Genomic DNA, 24,520 nt, shown 5'->3' with positions numbered 1-24,520 from the left:
GTTTTTTTTTACGACGTAGGCGAGCGCCAGCACGGCGCCGGCAGCCAGCAGCAGCTTGGCGGTAGTGTCTTTCATGTCAGCGCGCCCATCCCATGAGATCGGTCAGATTGGGCGATTCCACCCCGGCGCCGTAGGTATATGCGCCGTTCAGGCTGCCGAACTCAGCCGGCGTATAGCCGTTAGTTGCGTCAATGCCCAACTGGCCGATATAGCCATTGAGGTTGTTGTAATCCAGCGCGGCAGACGTGCCGCCGCCGAACCATTGCCCCGACACCTGGCCGCCCTGAATGACGGCATCCGGCGAGCCCGCGCCGAACATGCCGGAAATCATGCCAGCCAGCCCAAGACCGGCCTGCGTGTAGGCGATGTTTCGCTGCGCGGTGTAGTCGGGCCGCAGCTGCGATACTGCCGTGCCCGGCACCGCGGCGCGCGCCTTGGTGGAGCGCAGTGCAAACAGCGCCATCGCGCCCACTGCCGCAATGATCATCAGATCGGGACCGCCGCCCCCTGCTCCTGCCTTAGCCATAAATTCCCCTGTTGAACATCGCCACTTCCAGGTTGCGGCGGTTCGTGATTCCGTTTTGCAGATTGGCCGGCACCCAGCCTATCGACTGTTGCGCCATGCCGTCGATGCCGTTTCCGGCGTTCACCTGGTCCGCGAATTTCTTGAAACTGCGCGGCGACATGTTGTAGGCGATATGCACCAGCGCGTCGAACTCGTTTTGCGACAGCGGCACCTTGACATAGAGCCGCACCCACTTGGCAGCGCGGCTTTCCACGTCATCGGCAAACATGGCCTCGGCCTGGTCGCGCGTGATGCTCTCCGGGATCGATGCCAACGAGCCGAAATGCCCATATCCAATGGTGTATCCGCCATCGCCCAGGTTATAGCGCGTCAGTCTCAGCGACTCGCTCTGCTTAAGCGATGCCAGCACATCGGCGCTGGGTTGCATATCGGCCACTGGCCCGCGATTTACCATGTCTGTTACCACTCCTGTCCATTCATCGACCGTCGAAGCCAGCGCATCCATGGCGCTGTAGTCCTCGCCGGTCTGCGCTGCCACTGCCGCGGCGTCATCCTGCGCGCGCCACACCACATAGGCCACCGCGCCCACCATCAGCAGCGCGAAGGCGTTGCGGTCCATCAGGCGTTTTCCTCGAAAAATTCGATGTTCATCGCACAGTCACCCGGCACGGTGTTTTGCACCGCGAGCAGGCCATAACCCGGCGCGAGAATGAGCGGCTCGCTGAACTTGATCGGCGGCGTCGTGGTACTGGCAGCCACCCACAGCGATGCCACCCCCGCCCCCACTAAGGATGCCTTGCCCACCGTCTGCTGCCGACGCAGTTCTGCGACACCCGCCGCACCGTTGGACAGCTTGCTGCGCGCCGATCCAATCAGCGTAGTAAAGGCCGTCTGATTCATGCCTACGTCGATCGATCCCGCGTTGGCCGTGCCCACGCTGAATTGCTCGACAATGATGTTCTTGCCGCTCCCTGCCGGGTTCCACAATTGCACGTGCGAGAAGTTGCCCGCCAGCGCGGCGCACCAGGGCGCCCCCATGAACGTCATCCCGCTCAGCGTTCGCGCCCGGCTACCGTCGATCACGGACACCTCACCGCTAATGCGCTGGTCGAAGAAATCCCCGGTGCCGATCATCAGCATGCCGGTCAGCGCCACATTACCCTTGTTGAACACGACCCAGCGCTGTACCTGTTCCGAGAAGCGCATGCCCTGCCCCGGCTTGAGCACGATGTTGCCCTGCGCGAAGTTGGGCCGGACCTCGATTGCGGCAAATGGATCGGTTGCCGACAGGAACTGCACGCGGTCCCCGGCCACGTCGATGGCCTGGCTACCGCCCACCGGGATATTCAGGTCGTACTGCTGTACCGATGCGATCACGCCCACGGCTTACCCCTTCATTTTCGATACGGCCACGATGCCTGCAATGGCGAGTGCACCCGCCACAAGGAATTTCTGCCCCGTTCCGATTTCCTGCACGTTGCTATACGCCTCTTTGACGTTCTGCGTGGCTGTCTGATTGACGCTCTGCGCGGTGTCCAGCAGCTTGCCCATGGCGTCAAGAAAGCCCTTGCCGTTGATCGTCTGTTGGGCAAACGTCAGGTCCAAGCCGTCCTTTACCAGCCCCATCGCGTCCGCAGTTGACTTGAACGCGCTTTCGGTACTGCCCTTGGAAAAATCAAACGCCATTTTCACAGCGCCGTTGTCCAGCACCGTATTTCCTGACCCGTTGATGCCGACTGACCCGCCATCGTTGACCATCCGTTGGTCATAGTTTTGGTTCGATGTCGTTGTCGTGCTGACGTTTGACGAACTGCTCTCGCGCTTTACGCCGTCGCCAAAAAAACTACCCATGCTGTTTCTCCATACGCTTGCGCATCAGTACCGCGTCGCTACGGTAGCCCAGGCGTTGCAGTTTGCGCACCATGCCGCGCCTGCGCGTCGTGACGCGGATGGAATCCGCCTCGCGGCACTGCCACTCGATTAGCGGCATCACCTCTGCCACTAGGTCACAATCAGCGTGACCATAGGCGAGCGCTACCTCGACCTCTATCGCGTCAAGGTAGGGGTGGGCGATTGCCACGTACCACATGACCGGCGCGCCGTCACGGTAGACCCGGCAGAACGCGCCGTTTCGTAGGTACTCGGTGGATGGCCGCAGGCCGCCGCTGGTGTCTGTCTTGCGCAGCGTGTTGCCCGAGAATGCCGTCAGTATTTCCGCGTCATGCGCCTCGGTCCATTCTTCTGGAACGATCTCGATCTTCACGCCCGGCTCCGGAAATACGCCAATGCGATCACCGCGCCGGCAATCAGCACCATCGGATTGTTGAACAGGCTCAGCGCCTGGCCGGCAGTCGATTGCAGCGCGCTGGTGACGGTCGGCAGCGCGCGGGCATCGCTGCCGCCCGTTGCCACCACCCAGCCCGATCCGTCGAAATGCTGGTCGAACATACCCGATCCGGAAAGCGCGGTATTGCTCGGGTCCGGTCCGCCCAGCATCTGGCCGGCGACTGAGCTAGCTGCCATGATGCCGGCCGTGTACGGATTGGACGCCATCAGGCCCATGCCCGCGCTCATTCCTGCCTGGCCGTATGGCGACATTAGCCCTTCTCCGCCAGCAGCCACACGGCGCCCACCGCCAGCAGCAGCGGCAGCATGCCGCCGAATGCGAGGGCCGGCGTGGCGCCGCGCGGCGCGGTGGTCAGCGTCATGCCATTGGACTGGATCACGGCGGCCGTGTTGGTGTTTTGCAGCGCGCGAACGGTCTGCACATCCATCAGCCGCGAGAAGCCCATGCGCAGCAGGTCGGCGCCGGTTTGCGCCAGCGGGTTCATGTCGCTGGCGTCCGCTGCCGCACTCTCCATCGGATCGGAGAAATACGACTGCGGCTGCACGCTGTCAAACGTACCCATGGCGGCCCCTTACAGGTTGAACGGCAGGTCGATGACTTCGACGTACACGCTCAGGCCATCCGATGCGGTCAGGAAGGCATTGATTTCCAGCGCGGCGGCGTCGGAGGTCTTGAGGGCGCCCGACATGTTGTTATCGAAGATGAAATCAACGGCGTAGTGCTTGCTCTGCGGCACCTTGCGCTGTTCCTGCTCAATGAAGCGCTGCACGCGGCTGGTTGCGTCCCACACCGTGAGGCCGTTCTTCTTGATTTCCACGCGGTTGACGTTGCCGTCCGTGGTCGCCGTCCAGTCTGTGCCGGCGTAGAACATGTGGATACGCTTGATCAACGCGCCCTTTGGCGAGAAGTTGATCGGGAACTTGCCGCCCACGTTGGTGGACGCCGGGAAATACAGCGTCTTGTGGATCAGCTCGCCCGCGCCCTGGCCCTGCGGCGGCGTGAGGAACATGGTGCCGCTCAGGGTCGGTGCAGTCGCGCCGGCAATCGTGATTTCCAGATTGATGTTGTCCGGCCACGCGGTCATGTCATAGCCGCCCACTTCCTTGCCGTCGATGCTCGGCGCGTCGCGCTCGGTAAAGTCGATGGTCAGGAAGTTGGCATCATCATAGATGCCCTTGTACTTGTTGATGCCGTCCAGATAGGTGCCGCTCACGTTGTACACGGTGCGCGCGCCGATTTTCACCTTGATGTCGGTGATCATCGCCTTGGTAAAGGCGGTTCCGCCCAGGGCCAGTACGATGCGGTTCAGCGTGTTGGCGTAGCGCGGCACTTGCAGCGTGGCGACGCCCGATGCCACCACGTTCAGGAACGGCGGCATTGGTTGATTAATTGCCATGGTCTTGTGTCCTTTAGCCGACGAGGGCGGTTGCGACGATTTGGTCAGTCACCGGCAGGCGGCGGGCGACATAGATCACGGCCAGCACCAGCGCCGTGGTCTTGATGGCGTTCTTGATTTCGTTCATGACGATCAGCCCAGCAGGTTCTTGACGCTGCTCGGCGCGAACTTCTTCGCCTGGTTGATCACGATCAGGGCAACGGCGGTCATCAGGACCGTCTTGCCGAATTCCTTGATATGCATGGTTTCTCCCGGATGCAAATTGGCAATCGCGGGGAGTCCCCGCGTGTATTCAGAATGGGGCAGGCCAGCCGGCAAAGGCAAGCCCGCGCCATTCGTTACGTTAGGGTTCCGGCCACGGTTTTTCCGGTCTGCATGTCGCGCTCGATGAAATCGAAGCGCCCGCCGTCCTTGTCGGCCACCATGGCGCGCACCTGGTCCTCGCTCACGCCCAGGTAGCGGCGCATGGTCTTCACATCGTTTTCATCGTTCAGCCGGCTGCAATGGATCATGGTGCAGTTGCCCAGGAAGGTCTTATCCATCAGCGTGGGTCGCTGGCTGGCCGCGAAGATGGTCATGCCCTTGTGCCGGCCCTGGCGCGACAGGCGGGACCATGCAGGCGGCGCCCATCCCGGCGTAGTCACGTCTGCAAGTTCCTCCACCACGGTGCAGAGATTCGGCACCACGAATGCGAGCGAGCAGAACGTCTCAAACTTGTCCGCGTAGGTCTTCATGTTGTGCCCAGGCCGGTAGACCAGCTTGAACGGGTCATCCGGTTCCAGCGCGCCCACCGTGTCGACCAGTTCCCGCATGTCGCTGATTGCCCTGCCCTGGTCGTATTCGTCCAACGGGTCCCATATCAGCAGCTTGGGCGGGTTTCCCTTTGCCAATTGCCCCTTGAGCCAGCGGCTTTTTCCGCTGCCCGATGCGCCGATCACGCCGATAATGCGCGCGGTGTTGTGACTGCCTGCCATTACGCCCCCTGCGGCATCAGCCGCCCGCCGTTGTCTTCAAAATTGCCGCCCAGGTGCGACGGCGCCGCCCTGGCCGGTGCCGGCGCCGCGCCGTTCTCGACCGTGCGCGCCGCTTCCTGTTCGGCCTTCCACTGCCGATGCAGCATCACGTGGGCAATCGCCAGCGGCGCCAGCGTCATGCACAGCTTGAGTTCTGGCCCGGCCACGCCGCCCATGCTCACGCCGTATTTCTGCGCGACTGGCGCCACGTCGCGCCCCACCTGCTCGATCACTTCCGGCGTGTACAGGCTCGACAGGTACGGCCATACCGGCGCGGCCACGGCCACGGCAATGCCCAGCAGCCCGGCCCACTCCTGCGCCGGGTCGATGGGTTCTGGCGGCGGCGACTCGCCCGGCAGCAGCGGCAGTTCTTCCGCGTCCACCGTCTCTGCGGCGTGCGCCTTGCGTCGGAGCATGTCCAGGGTGTCGGCGTCGATCATGCCCATACGGACAACTCCCCGGTCGGCAAGGCCGCCTGTTCGTTACGTTCGGCGCCCTCCCCCGTAACGTTACGTTCGTTCGTTGGGGCGCCGGGCGCAATGAAGTGCTCCCGGATGGTTTCGTCGGCGTCGTCGGAGCGCGCGAAAATCTGCACGCCACAGCCCGGCGCCGTACAGGTGATGTACACCCGCCCGGCGCCGCCCTTGGACACGCCCCAGCGCGCGCGCTGGTCGCAAACCGGGCAGGTGCAATCGCTCATGGTTAGACGGCTCCCAGCGCGGCGGTCAGGATGGCGGCGACGGCCTCGGCCTGCGTGTGGTCAACCGGCAGGTTCGCCGCGGCGATCATGGCGGCCTGCGTCATGGCCTCGGTCGGCACCTTGGGCGGTGTCAGCGCTTCATCGGCCATGCCGAGCACCATTTCGGTCTGGTGTCGCGCGGCGCCGTAGGCGGTGTCGCCTGTATCGCGCACGTGCGGCGCGAGGCTGTCTACTTGATCCAGCAGTGCTTGCAGTTCAGTCTTGATGGACATGGTGTTTCTCCCTCAGTTGGTCAATGGCACCCGCCATGTCTTTGAGCAGTTGGCGGATATCGGCGGGCAGGATTGCCCCATACACGAACAGCGCCTTGTTGGCGCGTTCCAGAAAAGTCTTGTCAGGCACTGTCATCCCCTCACGTTGGCGCCCCCTCGGGCGCGATTCCGGCCATGTCTGGCCCATCCATCCAGGCGGGCCGGCGCTCGCCGTGCTCCGCCGCGCTGCGCGCGCCGCCGGGGCGCGTACAGTTATTGACACGAGTCCGAGTGCTCGCGGCTTCGCCGCTGCGCTCCACCTTCGTCCATTGGTAGCGCGTCGATGATGCGAACACCGGCAAATTGCGCCAGTACGCCGCGATGCCATCCACCACATAGACTTTCCCTTGCGCGGTCACGCCTTGCGGGGTCTTGCGCAGTGCCAGCCCGTATCGGCCCGGCTCCATGCTCTCGGTGTATGTGATCCTGATGCGCTTCCCCTCGCCGGCGATGCCGCCCTGCGCCTTGGCATAGGCGGCCCAGCTTGCCGGCTTGTCTTCCAGCTTCTGCGCGGCGGTCCAAGCAGCGCGAATCGCCGGGCATTCCTTCTCGTCGGGCAGGTCGGTTTCCTTGACGCGGCGCAGTTCGCGCCATGTGCCCACCGGTGCCCCGCCCACAAACTGGAATTGGCGAATGCCCCACGTGGCCGCCCAGGCTTCCACGCGGTGGGACGGCGTAATCACGTCCTCGCCCAGCATGTCGGCCTGCACCACGTAGCGCGCCCCGTTCTTGTCCGGCACGGTCAAATGGTCGCCCACGGCATGGCCGTCGATGTTCTTGCTGATGTACTTGGCGATGTAGCCCACGGCGGAACCCTTGGCGCGGTCGATGTGCTCGAAACTCACGCGCCGCGCCATCGCGCCGCGCTCGTCCGGGTTGTCCCGCAGCGCATAGGAGCGGATCACCGCGCACACTTCCTTGATGCGGTCCGAGAACAGCAGGCCATGCCAGTGCGGGCAGGCGTCGTGATGCGGCTCCGCGACGCGCACGCCGAAATACACGATGCCCCGCCGCGCCAGTTCGGCACGGATCAGGGACCACACCTTGACGAGATAGGCCTGCGCGTCGCGCGGCGTGGCGCCCTGGTATTTCTTGTTCGGAATCCACTTCGCGGCGGTTAGCTGGCGCACGGCATGAAAGCGGCTCGGGCATGTGATGGTGAACATCACGCCCGCGAAGCTAGCGGCGTCGGCCAGTTCTTCGGCGCCCTTGAGGCGCGTCATCAGTTCGCCACGGCGCAGCGCCTTGTTGGCAACGGACTTGTCCGCCAGTTCGGCCAGCGTGAAGCGTTGTCCGTGCTCGTTCTCGAGCGTGGTCGCTTCCAGCGTCTTGCGGTTGCGGTCGTTCTGCGCCACGCGGCGGCGCACAGCATCATTGCTGGCGTACGGGTCGCTGCGATAGTGGACGTAATGCAGGCGGATATTCGAGTGCTCGAGCGCGCGGATATGCTTGGCGCGCAGACGGCGGCGCCACCACAGTTCGCAGCGCACGCGCGCTACTTGGTCGGCAGCCTCGGGAAAGTCCGGCAGGTCTACGCCGTGTTGATCGAGTACTCGAGCACAGACGATCAGCGCCTCATCGGTGGATAGGCTCGTGGTTTTCAGCAGCACATCGGCGGCGATCTTGCGCGCCTTCATGCAGATTTCGTAGTCGGAGGCGTCAGGCCGCACCGGCAGGCTTTCCGGCGCATGGTCCGCGAGGAATGCGGCAACGGCGCCAGCGGCGGCGCCCAGGTCGAACAGATCGGGCCGGCCCGCCTCGGTGGCGCTCTTGTTGCCGGCCTCCCTGGCCTGTTTCAGCGCGCGGTTGTACCAGCGCAGCGGCACGCGCGCCTTGGCCTCTGCCAACTCTGGCAGATTGGGCAAGGCGGCTGCGGCGTCGCGCTGGTATCCCCACATGGCCTAGCGCCTCGCGTTGCGCGCAGCCATGACGGCGCGCGCTTGCTCGAGCGCGGCAAATGCCGCCGCGTCGTTCTGCGGCGAGCGCTTGCCGATTTCGCCCACGCTGGCGGGCTGGTGCGAAGCGTGCGCGGGCTGGTTGACGCTGCCCGGCACGTAGTCCACGTCCTCGGTGTAGCGGCCCATGGTCAGGCCCCCAGCCAGTGAAAGAAGCGGCCAGCCAGGACGGCGACGCGCGAGGGACGGCGGAAGTACGGGCCGTCGATAGTGAAGCCGCCCAGGGCGGTGCGGTGGACGCGGGCGGGCTTCATCAGATCCCCGCCGCTTTGTCGATGGCGGCATAGGCCGCGTCAATCAGACGCTGGTCCGCAGCGACTGCGCCGGCCACGTCATGCCGGTCCATCCATGCTTTCATCGCCGCCAGCAGGTCGGCAGCGGCGGCGAACTCGCGCGCATTGCGCTCGGCTTCAGCGCGCGTGCAGGCTCCCGGACTGAAATAGAAATCCGCGTTGCGGCCCTCGCCGCGCACGCTGATGATGCCGTGCGCGTCATTGTTCGGCATCGCGAATCTGGAAATTTGTAACGACATATGACACCCCTTTAGCCCTACCCTTGGCTTGAAACTCCCCTGAGGGAGAGCGCGCCGCCTGCTGGCGGATCAGGCACAGCCTTGGCGGGTAGGGTTTCCAAGCGGCGGCGCGTCTGGAACGGACTATAGTCAACCGAGCAAGAACAGTCAACCACGCGAGAACGTTCTGTAACTGATGACGTTGCTCGTTCGCGAACAGTTGACTATGCTTCAGGCCGGGTAACTCACTAGGGGTAGTGATGAAAACAACACTTGAATTTCTTGAGGCCGTCCGCAGCAAGCTGGGCGGTGCGTCTGATTACGCCATCGCAAAGGAGCTTGGTATCTCCCGCTCTGCCGTCAGCAAGTACCGGAATGGCTTGGGCGGCTTCGATGATGAGACCGCTGTGAAGGTCGCTCGAATTCTTGATATCGATCCTGGCGCCGTGGTGACATCCGCGCATGCAGAGCGAACTAAGAATCCTGAGCTTCGTGAGATTTGGGCGTCGCTGGCCGACCGCTTCGCCTTAAATTTTGATGCACTCCGCAAGCACACCCGGATAGGCGGCGCCCTAGCGCTGGCCTAGCCTGCGGAGTTATTTCCGGGCTGGATTCTGTCTTATGTTAAATAAACGATATTGTGAAACCGCGTCTGAGACACTGACTGGGTGAACGTCAGTCCTCCCCATCTTTGGCCCCCGGCAGCGCCGCGTATCGTCAGCCCGGCGTTGACCTGAGTTTCTTTGTCCCTTGGACAATCGCGAATACTCGCTGCTATATTGCGTGAACCAATCCTGCCCCAGATCCCATGGCACGCTCGCTTGTGCTCGTCGCGTTGGCCGCTTCGCTCTATGGTTGCGCCGGTGCCCCGTCCTTCAGCCTGTTTGGCGCCTATTTTCCGCTTTGGCTCTTGAGCGCCCTGATCGGCATCGTGGGCGCCGTCATTTCCTGGCGGCTGTTTATCCTGGCCGGCTGGGCGGATGTCGTCGGCTTCCCGCTGCTGGTAAACACGGCAATCGGCCTGATGATCGCTGAAATCGTCTGGTTATCGGCTACGGGACACATCCTATGAAAATGGCCGGCGTCCGCAAAAACCCGCTGCGCGGGAAATTGATCGCACTGGCGATCGTTGTTCTGGCTATCCTGCTCTCCATCCATGCCTGGCATCGCGCCGTGCGGTTTCCGTCTTCCGACGATGCCGGGCTCGATGCGGACATGGTGCATGTGGCGTCGCCCGTGGGCGGCAGGATCTCGAGGATCCTCGTCAGCGAGAACCAGCACGTGGCCAAAGGCGATGTGCTGTTCGAGATCGATCCTGTGCCATACCGGCTAGCCGTGGCCCAGGCGACTGCCGATCTGGAACTGGCGCAGGCTGCGCTGGGTACGCGCAGACGCACGATTGCCACCGAGCACGCCAACGCGGCGATTGCCTCCGAGCAGACCGCCCGCACCGAACAGAACTACGCGCTGAGCGCGCGCACCGTGGCGCGTCTGCGCCCGTTGGCCGCAGATGGCTACGTGCCGAAGCAGCAGCTTGACCAGGCCGAGGTGGCGCAACGCGACGCGGCCGTATCGCTGAGACAGGCTAACGTGCAGCGTGCCGCGACGGCAAAGGCCGTTGGCACCGAAGACGATGCCACGGCGACCGTGCGAGCGCGCGAGGCGGCGCTGGCCATCGCCCAGCGGGCACTGGACGACACCGTGGTTCGCGCCCCGCATGACGGCCGCGTGAGCGGCCTGACCGTGCTGTCCGGCGAAGTCGTGATTCCCAATCAGTCCCTCTTCCTGCTAGTGCATACCGGCCAATGGTTCGCCGTCGCCAATTTCCGTGAAACCCAGCTGGCCGATATCCGTCCGGGCGATTGCGCCACGGTCTATTCGATGATCGCCCGCAGCCATGTCATGCGCGGCAAGGTCGAGGGCATTGGTATTGGCATCACCGATACGGAACGCCTGAACCTGCCGCGTTCCCTGCCCTATGTCCAGCCGTCGGTGAACTGGGTGCATGTGGCCAAGCGATTCCCGGTGCGGATCAAGCTGGAAGAACCGCCTGAAATGCTGGCCCGGGTGGGCGCGAGTGCAACCGTCGAGATCCGTCTGCAGGCCAAGGGCGTCTGAAATCGCCCCCCCGACGGAAGGCCCGACCGCAAGGCCAAACATGTTCTGAAAGAGCGAAAGTAGTGCGGCGCCGGTGGAACGCACGCCCGGGTGAACGACGTCGAGCACAATACCCGCCGCCGGCCCTACCGTACACGTCATCAGGAAGCCGACGAACGCGATCAGCAGAAACTGCTGGCTGGCCGGCATCGTAACGGTAAAGGCCGCAACAAAAACCAGCAGGGTCGCCACGCACAGGAAATCCACGGCGAGAGGCTTGTTGCGTGGCCGGCGTGCAGCCGCCCTGTACACGTCGATTGCGTTCGGGCTGCGCTGCCACGAGGCCGGTGTGCGCCCCTCAATGGGCTCTGTCGGTGACGCGTACGACAATGCCATGTGCGAATCCTTCTTTGCCACGCTCGAGTGTGAGCTGCTGGCACGCAGCCGCTTTGCCACCCATGGCCAGGCGCGCGTGCTCCACCGGCGCCTTAGTGCCGGCATACGCGGCATAGAACGGTGTGAAGACCCCGAGCAGCGACGTGACCAGCGTGCAGATCTTGCCGTTGTCATTGACACGCTTGCCAGCTTCCTTGAGGAAGAAGAAGGCCGTCTTGGAATTGACCGCCGTCATTTCGTCGTACTCGGGGTGATCGTACCTTTCGTGCAAAAAGTGGCGGTGATCAACCGGAGAGCCGCCTGCAGCAAGGGTTTGCCCCTTCCCGGCCTTGTTGCATAGTGCGCCGGGAGACCGGTAAGGAGTAAAGGGTGGAAGTCCCTGACCACGAAGATTTAGCAAATCACGTTGTCCCCGAGTCATGCGCCGTGTGTCGTGAGGCACATGGTGAAGCGTTATTCTTGGCCATTCTTGCCTTATTCCGTGAGCTTCGTACTATAGGGAGCCGGCACCCAGCTGAAGCCGGCATGCTCGGTCCGCACATGACCCAATCCGGGGAATGTCACATGGGCACTCCCCACCATGTAGCCCTGTCTCGCTGCATCGGCAAGGATGCGCTGACGCGTCGTAGCCGCAGCAGTGGGATCGACGTCGTACTCGATTGTGATGGTCGGGTCGCGGAATTGGGCCTCCGTGGCATGAATGATGTCCCCCCAGAGCAGCAGGCGCTGCCCCTGATTCTCTATGAGGTAGCCGTTCATGCCAGGCGTGTGGCCGTACAACGGGACAGAACGAACACCAGGGAAGAGTTGGGCCGCACCGTCGAAGGTGCGCAGCCTGCCGGCCCTCACATAGGGGTCGACGGTCTGGTGAGACTGCCGGAAGGTCATGCGAGCCGCTGCTGGCGCCGTGGCCTCGGCCTCGGGACTTAGCCACAGGGCAGGATCGCGCTGGTCCACATGCACCGTAGCATTCGGAAACACTGGCCTCCCGCCGATACTGAGGCCGCCCGAGTGGTCGCCATGGATATGCGTCAACAGAATGTCATCGATATCACCGGGCTCGTAACCAGCAGCGCGAAGGTTCTCGACGAGGTGGCCTGTCAGCGGGCCGAACAGTTCGCCCGCGCCGGTATCGATCAGGATGCGGCGGTCGCCCGTATCGATCAAGAAGCAGTTGACAGATATTTCAACGGGCAGCGTTTGGTGGGCTGCCGCGAACGCGTCGCGCACGGCCTGTGGCTTGCTCATGATCTTCGCGACGTCGCGCGGCGCCGTGCCATCCGACAGCACAGTGATGCGAAACGCCCCAAGCGTAAAGCGGTAGAAGCCTGGCGCCTGGCGTGCTACCCATCCGTAGCTGGACGCCGTATCCGCCGTAAGCGGTGAACCGGCATTGGCCGATATGAATGACACCCTCGTCTTTCTCAGGGTTGTGGAAGCTGGGAGCTTCACCGCTGCGGCAACTGAACTTCGCCTACCCAAGACCACGGTCAGCCGCAAGCTGCGTGAACTTGAGCAGCGCCTCGGTGCGCAACTCCTGCACCGGACCACGCGCCGCCTAGGCCTCACGGAGGCCGGCGCGCTCTACTACGACGCCTGCCGTGCCATTCCCGGCATGCTGGCAGGAGCCGATGCCGCCGTCGGCCAACTGCAAGGCACGCCACGCGGCACGTTGCGGATCACAGCGTCCTACTCGCTGGCGGTCAGCCTGCTGGGTCCGCTGCTGGCCGAATTTCGCTCCGGGCACCCGGAAGTGAACATCGACCTCGTACTCAGCCACCGCACGCTCGACCTCGTCAGCGAGGAAATCGACCTGGCTTTGCGTATGGGCGATCTGCCGGATTCATCCATGGCTGCACGGCGTCTCGCAACCTTCCCGAATCGCATCTACGCGAGCCCCGCCTACCTGTCGCAGCATGGAGTACCAACCCACCCCGACGCACTGCTCAAGCACGCCGCCCTATCCACGCGCGTGGCCAGGCGTGTCAGCGGTCATGCCTGGCCAATGCAACATGAAGTCGCCCCCGGGGAGCTTGTCGATTTCCCCATCCAGCCGGTCATCGAGGCCGATGACCCCGAAGCGCTGAAGGCGCCATTGTTCGACGGCGCTGGCCTGATGATGGCCACGGACCTGATCATGACGCGGCATGCCGAACAAGGCCTGGTGGTGCCAGTGCTCCCAGGCTGGCTCGGGCGTTGCCCAGACCTGCATGCCGTGTTTCCGCGCGGGCAGATACTGCCTCCAAAGCTACGCGCGTTCATCGACTTCCTGGTGGCACGGCTCGAGCAAGGTGCGACAGACGCCGGACGCTGAGCGCAGCGGGAAAGAAATTTGATCAGGGGAGCCGCGCCGTCGGCGTCCGCCTCGCCAGCCTTTTTTTCTACATCATGCCTTTGTGGCATATTTGCCGTCGATTGCCGACCGCCAAATCATCCAGAAGACGAGTGAAATTGTGGAACTCAGACACTTGCGCTATTTCATCGCCGTAGCTGAGCACGAGAGCATTCGGCTGGCTGCGGAACATATTCACGTCACGCAGCCCGCCATCTCCCGCCAGATCCACGACCTGGAGGAGGAACTCGGCTTTGCCTTGTTCGAGCGTACCCCGCGTGGCCTCAAGCTGACGTCGGCTGGCCAGGCCTATCTGCGAGATGCCCGCAAGGCGCTCGCCCAGCTCGACGTCGCAGCACGAGGCGCCGCGCGGATTTCGTCCGGCGTTCAGGGTTATCTACGCCTCGGCTTTGTCGAGAACAGTGGCTGGGACGGGATCGTGCCGCACATCTTCCGGCGTTTCCAAGCGGAAGTGCCGGACGTCCGCGTCGAGCTGGTACCGATGAACACACCGCAACAGCTCGACGAGATTCGGGCGAGCACGCTCGACGGTGGCTTCATCTACCAGTACGGGCCGCTCCCCGAGTCGATCAACACGTTACCGCTGACGACAAACGAGGTCGTCCTCGCCGCGCCGCGTGCATGGACGCTGCCCGAGCAGGGTGATGCTTCCGCACGCCTGCCGCTGCCAGGCGTGGCCTTGCGCCAGATAGCCGACTGGCCATTCGTCACGTTCCCGCGTGCGACGTACCCGCTCTACTACGACCAGTTGATCGGAGCCTGTCAGGCTTGCGGCGTCACACTCAATGTCGTTCAGGAAGTCTCGACGGAAGCCGCCATGCTTTCCCTGGTTTGCGCCGGCATTGGTGCCGCCATTGTTAATTCTGCCAACTTGGGCCGTCCGCCTGCGCTCTGCCACTTTGCGTCGTTCACGGATCTTTCCATCCCGATGCCGCTCGTTTTTGCTTGCAAAATCGATACACCTAATCCGGCACTTTTCCGCTTCATCCAGACGGTGGAAGCAATGGGGCGGCCCGGTTTGACAACCGGGTGATGCCCCAGAAGCATCACCCCCTCCCCAAAACGGCATTTGTCGGCAACTGACTCGGCCCCCAATATTGCATGCACACGTGGCCGGTTCCATGGGAACTGACCACGCCCGATTTCCCCCACCGGAGACAGGCATGCCAGCCCAATCGAATGACCATACCCTTTCCAGAAAAACACTGATCTCAACGGAGATCGACTATGAGAGCGAGGGGTTCCAGACCGGCGTGCTGCGTATTCCCTATTCGCATGACCGCTCCGCCTACGGTCACATCCCGACGCCGATCGCTGTGCTCAAGCAGGGCGAGGGCCCGACGGTGCTGCTGACCGGCGGCAACCACGGTGATGAGTACGAAGGCCCGGTAGCGCTGATGAAGCTGATCCAGCGCATGCCTTCGCTAAAGATTCAGGGCCGACTGATCGTCATCCCAGCGCTCAACTTTCCTGCGTTCCTGAATAGCTCGCGCACCTCGCCAATCGACCGCGGCAACCTGAACCGGTTGTTCCCCGGCGACCGCAACGGGTCGGTCACGGCGATGATCGCGCATTATGTCGATACCGAACTCTTTCCCCGCGCTGACGTCGTGTTCGACCTTCACGCCGGGGGCGCGTCATTCAACCACATACCCACGGTGCTGGCCGCGCTGCCGTCCGACCCGGCTCGGCGTAGCGAATACCTGAAGCTGGTCAATGCGTTCGCCGCGCCCCACACCATGGTCATGGACCTGCTTGGAGAAGACCGCACCTACGGCGCCGCGGCCGAGCGCCATGGCACTTTGTTTCTGTGCGGGGAATTCGGTGGCTATGGCAGCTGCAATGTGGATGGCCTGTCCATCGTCGAAGATGGCCTGCGCCGCGTGCTGCATGCAACCGGACTGACGCGCGACGACAACCCGCCCCCACCGTGTCATGACACGCAGTTCATCGCCGTGGATGGCGCTAGCCACTATCTGTTTGCGCCTCGCCACGGCGTATTTGAACCGTGCTTCAAGCTGGGGCAGCAGGTGGCGGCAGGCGACCTGGCCGGTCGCCTCTTCGATCCGTACGCCCCTTGGGAACCGTCGCGCGAATTGCATTTCAATGGTGCGGGCATGGTGGTCTGCGCCCGCACCTTCGCAGGCGTCGAACCCGGCGACTGTATCGCGCTGCTCGCCGCCCCCATCACCCTATAGCCCGTTTTCAGCGGCAATACAAAGCCTGGCGCCCGTCCATAGCGCACGCCAGGCCGTCTTTTGCCGTGTCGAGGAGCCCTTCATGCAGTCCACCCAAAAAGCCGCGCCAGCCCTGGACGCCGGCGCGCCCCGTACCGAAGAGCCGGTCATTGCGTCAGCCGGCACGCCGTTCTCACATGGATACATCGTATTCATGTTCTTCATCTGCTTCGCCTTCTCCTATATCGACCGCCAGGTCGTCAGCATCCTGGTGCAGTCGCTCAAGACATCGCTGTTGCTTAGCGATACCCAGATCGGGCTTCTGCAGGGCGCGACGTTCACGCTTTGCTATGCCACCGCAGGCCTGTTTGTGGCCAGGCTGGTGGACCGCTCGAACCGCGTACGCCTAAGTGCCACCTGTGTCGCCATCTGGGCAGTGTCCACGGCCATGTGCGGCACCGCCAGCAGCTTCGGCGAACTTCTGGTCTGGCGCGCCGGTACAGCAATTGCCGAGGCAGCCCTCAGCCCTGCTGCTCTCTCCATCTTCAGCGACATGTTTCCGCCCCGCAAGGTCACACGGGCCAGCGGTGTTTTCATGCTGGGGCCCTACGTCGGCGGCGGTGTCGCACTGCTCGGCGGTGGCGTGCTGCTTGGCTGGATGGACCAACCCGCAGTGGCGGATTGGCTGACAGGTCATGGCCTGCTGCCGTGGCAAATGGTCTTCTTCGTGGTCGGATTGCCGGGCCTGGCCCTTGCAGCACTCGTTTTGGCGACCATTCGCGAACCGGTGCGGCGCGGGCTGCAGACCGCCCAAGCTGCCACTGAAGCAGCGCCACCGATAAGCGAAGTCCTGCGCGAATTGTTCGTACGAAACCGGTTCTGCCTGCCCTACTTCTTCGGCTACGTTGCGCTTATTCTGCTGTTCTACTCCTACGCCGCCTGGTTCCCGACCCTGCTGATCCGCAGCTTTGGATTAACCGCGAGCGAAGTCGGCAAGATGACCGGTCCGGTCTACATGCTCGGAGGCATGGCCGGCGTCATCAGCGCCAGCCTATTTGTCGGTAAGGTAAATGACCGCGATGCGCTGAAGAAAGTGCTGCGTATCGCCTCCGTAGCTGCCACCTTGCTGGTCCCAATTGCATGCGCGGCCCCGCTGGCACCGGTGATGTGGATGTCGCTTGCACTGTACGGCCTGTGCGCCTACGCAACCAGCATCGTCATGGCACTGGCGCCCGTACCGCTGCAGATTGCCATCCCCAATCGCATGCGCGGTCGCTCCGTGGCACTGCTGGTGTTTCTCACCAACGCTATTAGTGGCGGACTGGGCCCGTTCGCGGTCGGCTCCATCAACGAGTGGTTGGGCCATCCCAAGGCCGGACTGGCAATCGCCCTGGCAATTGTGGGTACGTCGGCAGCGGCAGTCAGCGCCTTGCTGTACTTCATCGCTGTCAAGCGTGTCGGACAGGCCGCCACTGCCGGCAATAACCAGTGAACAGGAGCAATTTCCGATGTCAGTTCAGAAGCCGTATTCCGACTGGGTGGAGCGCGCAGGATGGATCTACTTCTCGGGGAAAACCGGTGCGGGTGTGGACGGGGCGATCCCAGCAGACTTTACCGGCCAAGCCACTAACGCGATGTCCAACTCGTTCACCGCGCTACGCGATGCGGACTGCGATTGGCGCGACGTCGTGAAGGTGACAGTCTTCCTTACCGATATGAAAGACTATCAAAGTTTCAATGCCATCTACCTCAAATTCTTCGGAAATGAATTCCCGGCTCGCTCCTGCGTTGCCGTCGCCGACCTGCCCCGGTCGGCGAAAATTGCGGTTGAAGTCGTAGCGTATCGCGCCACGGCAAGCATCGAACATAGCTGAGTATTTCTCCATAGGAACTATGGCAGGTATACCTATCCTTCCTGCACCACAAAGTTCATTGGAGATGCGCCTTAAGTTCTTTCACAAACCTTGAGGGGCGGCCCGCCGTGCGTATCAGGTGGACCTCCCACTTGAAAGGTTCGATGCATACGATCGAGCTCGAAGAGTTGCCGCGTAGCGCCAATGTCCCGGCGAGCGCGACATGGTCGACGGGAATGATCGCACACGGGCGCTGCGAGCGCGGGAAGCCTCCGCAATCACGGGCTTGCGCCGCGGCTCGGTGTAGATCCATCACAGCCTGTCGTTTCGGGAACGCGATCAGTTGCTGATTTCACAGCTGCGTTGGCAAAACGAGCGTGAGCCGCATCTCTCTTCGCTGGGTCTGTCGAAAGGGTGACGCGACCAAAACCCATCAGGCGGATGCCGATGCGAGCGGTACTTCGTTATAAGTCTGCAGGCGGTTGTCGGCCCGATGCAGATCCGATTCATAATGGCGCGCCGCCAACAGGAAACATGCGGCAGCGACCAAGCCGAAGGCAGGCATCACCGCAAGGGCCGTCTGCAGGCCAAGGGCGTCTGAAATCGCCCCCCCGACGAATGGCCCAACCGCAAGGCCAAACATGTTCTGAAAGAGCGACAGTAGTGCGGCACCGGTGGAACGCACGCCCGGGTGAACGACGTCGAGCACAATACCCGCCGCCGGCCCTACCGTACACGTCATCAGGAAGCCGCCGAATGCGATCAGCAGGAACTGCTGGCTGGCTGGCATCGTAACGGTGAAGGCCGCAACAAAAACCAGCAGGGTCGCCACGCACAGGACAGCCACGGCGAGAGGCTTGTTGCGTGGCCGGCGAGCAGCCGCCTTGTCCACCACGAAACCCCATGCGAAGGCCCCCAGCGCGCCGCACAACACGATCAGCGCTGCCTGCTTGGCGGCGACGTCCGGGGCTGCGCCGTGGAACCGGTTGAAGTAGCTGGGGAGCCAGGCCCAGACAGTGGATACCACGATGAGCTGAAACGCTGCGCCCACGCAGGTCCACCAAACCGTACGCGAGTCAGACAACGCGCTTGCGACGTGCTTGATGAAGTTCCATGGTGACGCCTTCGCTTTGTTCAGCCGGGATGTCAGCTCCACGGTCTTGTAGTCAGGCACGAGCAGGTAGAGCAGCGCGACTGCCAGTCCCGGGAAGCCCACCACGCCGAACGCTGCCTGCCAGCCCCAGCGCTGAGCGATCACACCGCCCAGCATGACGCCGAGGACAGCACCCATGGAGCCGGCGGCAAAGAACGCTCCTAGCAACATGGAGCGCATGCGCTTGGGGAACAAGCTTGCAATCAGTGCCGCACCGACGGAACCATAGCCACTTTCGCCAACGCCGACCATGGCACGTGCGGCAAATAACTGACTGTAGTTGCGAGTAAACATGCATGAGATAGTCGCTACGCTCCATACCGTTGCCATCACGGCGACACTCTTGACCCGGCTCATCCGATCGGCCAGAAGCGCGACGGGCAGGCCGCCCAGGGCGACAACGATGGAGATGACCGACACCAGTGCGCCAAGCTGCTTGTCCGACAAGCTCCACGCCTCTTTCAAGTGGGGAAACAACGAGACAATGACCTGCCGGTCGATGTAGTCGAACAGCATCAGCGCAAATGTCATGGCAAAGGCAAACCAGGCTCGGGGCCGGCTGACCAGATAATCGTCGCGATCATCGGGTCCAGAATGCGGGGTGTGCGGGTTCATGCGTGTCTCCATAGTGGGTTGGCTCTTGCATTGAGAGCCACCTCTGATGCTTGCGCAGTCTGCTACGTGCCACTGACATTGCCGGCAGTCTTCCGGCATGGGGCGCTCAAGGTCAGGCTGACACGCGCAGCAATGCGCCCTTGATGCGTGCCGCGCGTGCCTCGGCAACGCGACAATGCCCTGTCAGGGCACCAGGACGGTGGCGCCTACTGTCTTGCGCGACTCGAGCGCCCGATGCGCGTCGGCGGCATCGGCCAGGGCAAAGGTCTGCTGGGGTTCGCTCGCGATGCGGCCGGCCAGCACGTGGCCGAACAATTCCTTGGCCATGTCCAGCATGTGCGCGCGCGGCTGGATATAGTGCATCATGGCGGGCCGCGTGAACCAGATCGAACCCTTCACGGCCAGCATCTGGGAATCGACGATCACCGCTCCCGACGAGGTGCCGTTGCTGATCAGCGAACCGCGCGGCTGCAGGCAGTCCAGGGAGGCTTCCAGCGTGTCCTTGCCCACCGAGTCATAGACCACCGGAACCCCCTTGCCATCGGTGATCTCCTTGACGCGCTGCACGATGTTCTCGCGCGACGTCACGATGGTGTGCGCACAGCCGTTGGCCTTGGCGATCGCGGCCTTCTCGTCGGTACTCACGGTTCCGATCATGGTGACGCCCATCGCCCGCGCCCACTGGCAGGCGATCAGTCCCACGCCACCCGCAGCCGCGTGGTAGAGGATGGTCTCGCCACCCTGGAGCGGATAGACCTGACGGAACAGGTATTGCGCCGTCATGCCCTTCATCATCAGCGTGGCGGCGGTGCGATCGGAAATGCCATCGGGCAGCGGGATCAGCACCGCGGCCGGCATCACGCGCGCCTGTGCGTAAGCGCCCTGCGGCCCGATCAGGTAGCCGACGCGGTCACCCACACGGATGTCCGTCACGCCGGAACCCACAGCCTCGACCACACCGACCGCGTCGGAGCCCAGCCCGTTGGGCAGCGCCAGCGGGTAGCGGCCGGTGCGGAAATAGATATCGATGAAATTCAGCGCGATGTACGTGTGGCGCACGCGAGCCTCGCCGGGGCCGGGCTCGCCTACCTCGACGTCTTCGAACTTCAGCACTTCCGGGCCGCCGGTTTCGTAGAAGCGAATGGCTTTTGACATGATTGTCTTCCTGTGTATGTTCTGTGGGGCTTTGCGCCATCGGCTCAGTGGGTCACCGACAGCGCTGCGGCGCTCAGGCGACCTTGCGCAGGTGGCCCTGCTGGCGGCCGATGCGATTGGGCGCGAAGCCGTTGGCCGCCAGGGACTCCTCCACGGTGTCGTAGAACACGCCGATCTTGGAAATCTCGCGCGCCTGCCGCGCGGTGGCGATCGGGCGGCCGAACTCACGTGAAATGCGCACCAGTTGCTCGATCTGCTGGACCGTGCTGAACTTGCTGGAGCGCTGCTGGTTCCAGAGGTTGTCCTCGATGCCGCAGCGCACATGCAGGCCCATGGCGATGCCCATCATGTTGATCGGCAGCACGTTGAGCACGGAGCTTTCCACCGTCAGCACTGCGCCATCGGGCACGGCGCGCACGATGTTAGCCATGTTGTAGATGTTGGGCGCGTCCATGCCGCCGCTGATGGCCACCCAGTTCATGACCAGCGGGCCCTTGTAGATGCCCCTGCGCATCAGGCGCTCGACCGACTCGAAGCTGTTGATGTTGTAGCACTGGAAAGCGCTTTGGATGCCGGCAGCCGACAGGCGGCGGATGTGCTCCTCGACCCATCCTGGCTGCGAGGGCACCGTCATTTCCTTGTAAGCCTGAAAGGTGGCCGGATCCTCCATCGACGTGCCGCGCAGGTCTTCGTAATCGAAGTGCTCCAGCACATTCATCTGCGAGGTGTTCACGGTCACCGTGACCTGGTCGGGCTTGGGGTCGAGATCGGCTAGCATGTGGCGCGTATCATCGGAGAGCCACTTGGCGGCAGCGCCATCGGTCTCTGGCGCGAAGGAGATCGAACCGCCCACCTGGATGATCATCTCGGGCACGGCCTTGCGCACGCCGGCGACCAGCTCGTTGAACTTGGACAAACGCTTGGAGCCGCGGCCATCGAGTTCGCGTACGTGCAGGTGCAGCACCGTGGCTCCAGCGTTGTAGCAGTCCACGGCCTTCTGGATCTGCGCCTCCATCGTCACCGGGATGTCCTCGGGAAAGTCAGAGGGGACATAGGACGGCGCGTAGGGCGCGGCCGTGATGATGAGCGGCTGCTGGTTTTCGGGGAACAGGTGTCCGTCGAGAAAATTCATGGCGTGTCTCCAGGGGAAAGGGGAAGGAACAAAGGGATAGGGCCAGCGGGAGCGAGGGTCAGAACACCTTGTCGCCGATGATGCCGGCGCGCTCCATCTTGCGATGGCTGGGCGGGTAGTCCATCACGGCGTAGTGCTGCGTCGAGCGGTTGTCCCAGATGGCGATGCTGTTCGGCTTCCAGCGCCAGCGCACCTGATACTCGGGGATCAAGGCCTGGCCGATCAGGTACTGCAGCAGCGCCGATCCGCCTTGGGTGAAGTCCTGGCCGTAACGCACGTTGGCCGCCGTGTGGAAGTTCGTGAAATGGGTGGCGAAGCCGTTGACGAACAGCACCTTCTCGCCGGTCTCGGGATGGGTGCGCACCACGGGATGTTCGGCATCCGGGTACTGGGCCTTGAGTGCCAGGCGCTTCTCAATCGGCATGGCCGCACCGAATGTGGCTTCGATGCTGTGCCGCGCACGCAGGCCGGCGATCTGGAGCTTGACCTGGTCGGGCAGCTTCTCGTAGGCCAGCGCCATGTTGGCCCACATGGTGTCGCCGCCCACCGGCGGGCATTCCACGCAGCGCAGCACGCAGCCCATTGGCGGCGTCTCGCGCCAGGTGGCGTCGCAATGCCAGCCGTTCTCGTAACGATCGTTGGGAGCCTCTGGCGATTTGTAGATGCGCACCAGGCCCGGGTGATCCGGGTCGCTGCCGACCACGGGGTGGTCCTCGAGCTCGCCGAAGCGGCGCGCGAAGCCCACATGCTCGGCGCGCGTGATGTCCTGGTCGCGCAGGAACAGCACCTTGTGCTTGAGCAGCGCGGCCCTGATCTCGGCGAACAGCCCATCGTCGTGCACGGCGTCCGCCAGGTCCACGTTCACGAGCTCGGCACCAATGGCGCACGTCAGCGGTTCGATATGCATGGTCTGTCTCCTTCTTTTTTGTTCAGATCACCACCACGGACGGGCCCGTCGTCTTGCGGGACTCAAGGTCGCGGTGGGCACGCCCCGCTACATGCGGCGCGTAGCGCTGGTCGGGCGGCTCTTGCGTTGAGAGCTACCGCCAATGTTTGCTCGGTCTGTGGTGCAACGCGGGCTCTGTACTGCCAGAAAGACGGCTTGAAGACTGAAGCCACGCTGTGTGCCATAGATCTCGCGCCGCCGGACATCGGGGATCAGAGCCACATCAGATCCACATCGGAAGACTATCTCTGCAAGACCAAATGCGATGTATTATTTGGGACATTCAATGTCTAAATTGGGACACGCCCATGCCCGGCTACACACCCTTGATCCGAAGCGCGAGTCTTACCGGCTATACGGAACTGGCGCGCCACCATGGACTTAACCCTGAGGCGATGCTGCGCAAGGTGGGGTTGAGTCCTCGAAGCCTTCTCGATCCCGACATGCCGGTCACTTCCATGGCGGTGCGCCAGCTGCTTGAGGACAGCGCATCGATGACAGGCGTGGAAGACTTTGGCTTGCGGCTGGCCAGGGACCGGCGGCTGGCCAACCTGGGCCCGATCAGCTTTGTGATGCGCGAAGCACCGAACGCCAGGCAGGCGCTGGACAACCTGTGTCGCTATATGCGCCTGATCAATGCGGCGCTGCTGACTAGCATCGAAGACTTCGGCGATGCCGTATTGATTCGCGAAGATATCCTGGCCACCGGCAAGTATCCGGTGCGGCAGTCCATTGAAATGGCCGTGGGCGTGCTATATCGCACGATCCAGGAACTATTGGGGCCAACCTGGCGGCCCCGAAGCGTCTGTTTCGAGCACCGTCAACCGCACGGTGCCACGTGTCACAAAGCGCTGTTCGGCTCGGTGGTTGAATTCAATGCGAGTTTCAATGGCATCGTCTGTGCCGCAAAGGACCTCGCGACGCCCATGCCGGCCAATGACTACCGTATGACGCCATACGTCCGTCGCTTTCTCGACCAGGCCTTGTCTGGATCCAATGAGAGTGCGACGCACACCGTTCGGCAGGTCGTGGTTGCCATGTTGCCCGGGGGCAGGTGTACGTCGGACCAGGTGGCAAAGCACCTTGGCGTGGATCGCCGAACTTTGCATCGCCGGCTCGTTGCGGAAGGCACGAGTTTTTTGTCACTGCTCCAGGCGGTCCGAGCTGAACTCGCCTCCCGCCAGATCCTCGACAGCGATCGCTCCCTCGCCGAACTCGCCGACCTGCTCGGTTTCTCAAGCTCCAGCGCTTTCGCTTTCTGGTTCAGAAAGCACTTTGGCATGACGGTGTCGAGCTGGAAGCAAACCTCACAGGCAGTCGCAAATGCATTGCCGCAACGTGGCTGATCTTCGCCCTCTCTCGTCGCCCTCTCCCACAGTAACCTGCGCACCGAGGTAGTCCAGTTTCTGGCCAGGCTCGCCGGTATGATCGCCACATACCAAAGGACAATAGACGCCCCCTGCCCCTGGGCCTGCCCCTGCCCCTGCCCCTGCGCCTTGCCTTGCGCTGACCTGGCAGCAGATATCCCTGGCGCCATACGCTGCGCAGAACTGCGCTTGGATCGGTGCTTGGAGCGGCGCTGCACCCATCTTCTTTCCGGGCCTTGGCCATCGGCGGCAAAGGCGGGGAAGTCCACGGGACGCCCGAACGCGGGCGCGTTGAGCCGCGCCTGACCAGCAGCAACCCGCCATGACCGTCCTGCCCCTATGCGCCCCGCAACGGCTGACTAATACGAAGAGACAATGGCGATGAGCACCACGCAGCTTTAACCTTCGTTCGAGGTGCTTGCGCAGAGATCCGCCACACTCCCGCGCCGCACCCGACCAGGGTGCTCGACGCGCGCCACACCGGCTCCGAGCAAAAGGCGGCCATCCATGCACACAT

General features: G+C 63.1%; 31 protein-coding genes and 2 pseudogenes. 10 read left to right on the top strand and 23 right to left on the bottom strand.

Annotated elements, in window-relative coordinates; genetic code table 11:
• Positions 1–76: 76 nt before the first annotated feature.
• From AC1RWI_RS21010 to AC1RWI_RS20930, 17 genes are all read right to left on the bottom strand, one after another.
• The gene (locus tag AC1RWI_RS21010) at positions 77–526 is read right to left on the bottom strand and encodes a hypothetical protein (RefSeq protein WP_492868474.1); all 450 of its coding nucleotides are present in this window, start codon (positions 524–526) and stop codon (positions 77–79) included.
• Positions 519–1,145: a lysozyme gene (locus AC1RWI_RS21005; protein ID WP_492868472.1), complete on the bottom strand. Its 627-nt coding sequence runs from the start codon at positions 1,143–1,145 to the stop codon at positions 519–521. Before AC1RWI_RS21005 ends, AC1RWI_RS21010 begins: the two co-directional genes overlap by 8 nt.
• Positions 1,145–1,909 carry a hypothetical protein gene (locus AC1RWI_RS21000; protein WP_492868470.1) on the bottom strand — a complete coding sequence of 255 codons (765 nt, stop codon included), beginning with the start codon at positions 1,907–1,909 and terminating at the stop codon, positions 1,145–1,147. Before AC1RWI_RS21000 ends, AC1RWI_RS21005 begins: the two co-directional genes overlap by 1 nt.
• Positions 1,910–1,912: 3 nt before the next feature.
• Entirely contained in the window at positions 1,913–2,377 is a 465-nt protein-coding gene (locus tag AC1RWI_RS20995; RefSeq protein WP_492868468.1) for a hypothetical protein, read from the bottom strand.
• Positions 2,370–2,789, bottom strand: a complete 420-nt coding sequence (locus AC1RWI_RS20990) for a hypothetical protein (protein ID WP_492868466.1) — start codon at positions 2,787–2,789, stop codon at positions 2,370–2,372. The genes AC1RWI_RS20995 and AC1RWI_RS20990 overlap by 8 nt, the downstream gene beginning before the upstream one ends.
• Complete coding sequence (locus tag AC1RWI_RS20985) at positions 2,786–3,124, bottom strand: hypothetical protein (protein WP_492868464.1); 339 nt, start codon at positions 3,122–3,124, stop codon at positions 2,786–2,788. Before AC1RWI_RS20985 ends, AC1RWI_RS20990 begins: the two co-directional genes overlap by 4 nt.
• Positions 3,124–3,435, bottom strand: coding sequence for a hypothetical protein (locus tag AC1RWI_RS20980; protein ID WP_492868462.1), 312 nt, complete (start codon positions 3,433–3,435; stop codon positions 3,124–3,126). Before AC1RWI_RS20980 ends, AC1RWI_RS20985 begins: the two co-directional genes overlap by 1 nt.
• 9 nt (positions 3,436–3,444) lie before the next feature.
• Complete coding sequence (locus AC1RWI_RS20975) at positions 3,445–4,269, bottom strand: major capsid protein P2 (RefSeq protein WP_492868460.1); 825 nt, start codon at positions 4,267–4,269, stop codon at positions 3,445–3,447.
• A gap of 338 nt (positions 4,270–4,607) precedes the next feature.
• Entirely contained in the window at positions 4,608–5,243 is a 636-nt protein-coding gene (locus tag AC1RWI_RS20970) for a hypothetical protein (RefSeq protein WP_492868458.1), read from the bottom strand.
• The gene (locus AC1RWI_RS20965) at positions 5,243–5,728 is read right to left on the bottom strand and encodes a hypothetical protein (protein WP_492868456.1); all 486 of its coding nucleotides are present in this window, start codon (positions 5,726–5,728) and stop codon (positions 5,243–5,245) included. Before AC1RWI_RS20965 ends, AC1RWI_RS20970 begins: the two co-directional genes overlap by 1 nt.
• A complete protein-coding gene (locus AC1RWI_RS20960) occupies positions 5,719–5,982 on the bottom strand; it encodes a hypothetical protein (protein ID WP_492868454.1) in 264 nt (87 codons plus the stop codon). Before AC1RWI_RS20960 ends, AC1RWI_RS20965 begins: the two co-directional genes overlap by 10 nt.
• Positions 5,983–5,984: 2 nt before the next feature.
• Complete coding sequence (locus AC1RWI_RS20955) at positions 5,985–6,254, bottom strand: hypothetical protein (protein ID WP_492868452.1); 270 nt, start codon at positions 6,252–6,254, stop codon at positions 5,985–5,987.
• Entirely contained in the window at positions 6,238–6,384 is a 147-nt protein-coding gene (locus AC1RWI_RS20950; RefSeq protein ID WP_492868450.1) for a hypothetical protein, read from the bottom strand. The genes AC1RWI_RS20955 and AC1RWI_RS20950 overlap by 17 nt, the downstream gene beginning before the upstream one ends.
• Positions 6,385–6,394: 10 nt before the next feature.
• Complete coding sequence (locus AC1RWI_RS20945; RefSeq protein WP_492868448.1) at positions 6,395–8,191, bottom strand: replication endonuclease; 1,797 nt, start codon at positions 8,189–8,191, stop codon at positions 6,395–6,397.
• A gap of 3 nt (positions 8,192–8,194) precedes the next feature.
• Positions 8,195–8,377, bottom strand: coding sequence for a hypothetical protein (locus tag AC1RWI_RS20940; RefSeq protein WP_492868446.1), 183 nt, complete (start codon positions 8,375–8,377; stop codon positions 8,195–8,197).
• Positions 8,378–8,379: 2 nt separating this feature from the next.
• Positions 8,380–8,502, bottom strand: coding sequence for a hypothetical protein (locus AC1RWI_RS20935; RefSeq protein ID WP_492868444.1), 123 nt, complete (start codon positions 8,500–8,502; stop codon positions 8,380–8,382).
• On the bottom strand, positions 8,502–8,753 hold the full coding sequence (locus AC1RWI_RS20930; protein ID WP_492868442.1) for an XkdD/Y8K6 family phage-associated protein: 252 nt from the start codon (positions 8,751–8,753) through the stop codon (positions 8,502–8,504). Before AC1RWI_RS20930 ends, AC1RWI_RS20935 begins: the two co-directional genes overlap by 1 nt.
• 266 nt (positions 8,754–9,019) lie before the next feature.
• On the opposite strand from AC1RWI_RS20930, the gene AC1RWI_RS20925 reads away from it, so the two are divergent.
• From AC1RWI_RS20925 to AC1RWI_RS20910, 4 genes and pseudogenes are all read left to right on the top strand, one after another.
• Positions 9,020–9,346 (top strand): helix-turn-helix domain-containing protein, encoded by a 327-nt coding sequence (locus AC1RWI_RS20925; protein ID WP_492868440.1) that lies wholly within the window; start codon positions 9,020–9,022, stop codon positions 9,344–9,346.
• 221 nt (positions 9,347–9,567) lie between these two features.
• Positions 9,568–9,831: a hypothetical protein gene (locus AC1RWI_RS20920; RefSeq protein WP_052495073.1), complete on the top strand. Its 264-nt coding sequence runs from the start codon at positions 9,568–9,570 to the stop codon at positions 9,829–9,831.
• Positions 9,828–10,877, top strand: coding sequence for a multidrug transporter subunit MdtN (mdtN, locus tag AC1RWI_RS20915; protein WP_492868438.1), 1,050 nt, complete (start codon positions 9,828–9,830; stop codon positions 10,875–10,877). The genes AC1RWI_RS20920 and mdtN overlap by 4 nt, the downstream gene beginning before the upstream one ends.
• Before the next feature lie 286 nt (positions 10,878–11,163).
• Positions 11,164–11,355: pseudogene (locus AC1RWI_RS20910) on the top strand (integrase core domain-containing protein); the annotation flags it as partial.
• On the opposite strand, the pseudogene AC1RWI_RS20905 reads toward AC1RWI_RS20910, so the two are convergent.
• Positions 11,329–11,499: pseudogene (locus tag AC1RWI_RS20905) on the bottom strand (SDR family oxidoreductase); the annotation flags it as partial. The pseudogenes AC1RWI_RS20910 and AC1RWI_RS20905 sit on opposite strands and share 27 nt — an antisense overlap.
• Before the next feature lie 227 nt (positions 11,500–11,726).
• The gene (locus tag AC1RWI_RS20900; RefSeq protein ID WP_492868436.1) at positions 11,727–12,665 is read right to left on the bottom strand and encodes an MBL fold metallo-hydrolase; all 939 of its coding nucleotides are present in this window, start codon (positions 12,663–12,665) and stop codon (positions 11,727–11,729) included.
• On the opposite strand from AC1RWI_RS20900, the gene AC1RWI_RS20895 reads away from it, so the two are divergent.
• The 5 genes from AC1RWI_RS20895 to AC1RWI_RS20875 all read left to right on the top strand — a co-directional run bounded on the left by AC1RWI_RS20895 (position 12,655) and on the right by AC1RWI_RS20875 (position 17,656).
• On the top strand, positions 12,655–13,566 hold the full coding sequence (locus tag AC1RWI_RS20895; protein WP_492868434.1) for a LysR family transcriptional regulator: 912 nt from the start codon (positions 12,655–12,657) through the stop codon (positions 13,564–13,566). The two genes, AC1RWI_RS20900 and AC1RWI_RS20895, sit on opposite strands and share 11 nt — an antisense overlap.
• 139 nt (positions 13,567–13,705) lie before the next feature.
• Positions 13,706–14,638 (top strand): LysR family transcriptional regulator, encoded by a 933-nt coding sequence (locus AC1RWI_RS20890; RefSeq protein ID WP_043358207.1) that lies wholly within the window; start codon positions 13,706–13,708, stop codon positions 14,636–14,638.
• Between the two features lie 130 nt (positions 14,639–14,768).
• Positions 14,769–15,803: a succinylglutamate desuccinylase/aspartoacylase family protein gene (locus AC1RWI_RS20885; protein ID WP_052495074.1), complete on the top strand. Its 1,035-nt coding sequence runs from the start codon at positions 14,769–14,771 to the stop codon at positions 15,801–15,803.
• Between the two features lie 82 nt (positions 15,804–15,885).
• Entirely contained in the window at positions 15,886–17,274 is a 1,389-nt protein-coding gene (locus AC1RWI_RS20880) for an MFS transporter (RefSeq protein ID WP_043355397.1), read from the top strand.
• 16 nt (positions 17,275–17,290) lie between these two features.
• Positions 17,291–17,656, top strand: a complete 366-nt coding sequence (locus tag AC1RWI_RS20875) for a RidA family protein (RefSeq protein WP_492868432.1) — start codon at positions 17,291–17,293, stop codon at positions 17,654–17,656.
• Positions 17,657–18,068: 412 nt separating this feature from the next.
• Here AC1RWI_RS20875 and AC1RWI_RS20870 read toward each other — a convergent pair whose 3' ends face one another.
• The 4 genes from AC1RWI_RS20870 to AC1RWI_RS20855 all read right to left on the bottom strand — a co-directional run bounded on the left by AC1RWI_RS20870 (position 18,069) and on the right by AC1RWI_RS20855 (position 22,597).
• Positions 18,069–19,403: a spinster family MFS transporter gene (locus AC1RWI_RS20870; RefSeq protein WP_492868430.1), complete on the bottom strand. Its 1,335-nt coding sequence runs from the start codon at positions 19,401–19,403 to the stop codon at positions 18,069–18,071.
• 183 nt (positions 19,404–19,586) lie between these two features.
• Positions 19,587–20,558, bottom strand: a complete 972-nt coding sequence (locus AC1RWI_RS20865) for a quinone oxidoreductase family protein (protein ID WP_043355401.1) — start codon at positions 20,556–20,558, stop codon at positions 19,587–19,589.
• A 73-nt stretch (positions 20,559–20,631) separates the two neighbouring features.
• Positions 20,632–21,690: a beta-keto acid cleavage family enzyme gene (locus AC1RWI_RS20860; RefSeq protein ID WP_043355403.1), complete on the bottom strand. Its 1,059-nt coding sequence runs from the start codon at positions 21,688–21,690 to the stop codon at positions 20,632–20,634.
• A gap of 58 nt (positions 21,691–21,748) precedes the next feature.
• Positions 21,749–22,597, bottom strand: a complete 849-nt coding sequence (locus tag AC1RWI_RS20855; protein WP_492868428.1) for a TauD/TfdA dioxygenase family protein — start codon at positions 22,595–22,597, stop codon at positions 21,749–21,751.
• A gap of 347 nt (positions 22,598–22,944) precedes the next feature.
• On the opposite strand from AC1RWI_RS20855, the gene AC1RWI_RS20850 reads away from it, so the two are divergent.
• Positions 22,945–23,982 carry an AraC family transcriptional regulator gene (locus tag AC1RWI_RS20850; protein WP_492868426.1) on the top strand — a complete coding sequence of 346 codons (1,038 nt, stop codon included), beginning with the start codon at positions 22,945–22,947 and terminating at the stop codon, positions 23,980–23,982.
• The last annotated feature ends 538 nt before the right edge of the window (positions 23,983–24,520 follow it).

It is taken from the genome of Cupriavidus sp. MPR-AND1C (genome assembly GCF_058809705.1).
Note: the sequence above shows the minus strand (reverse complement) of the source record. Positions and strands in the feature narration are given on the sequence as shown.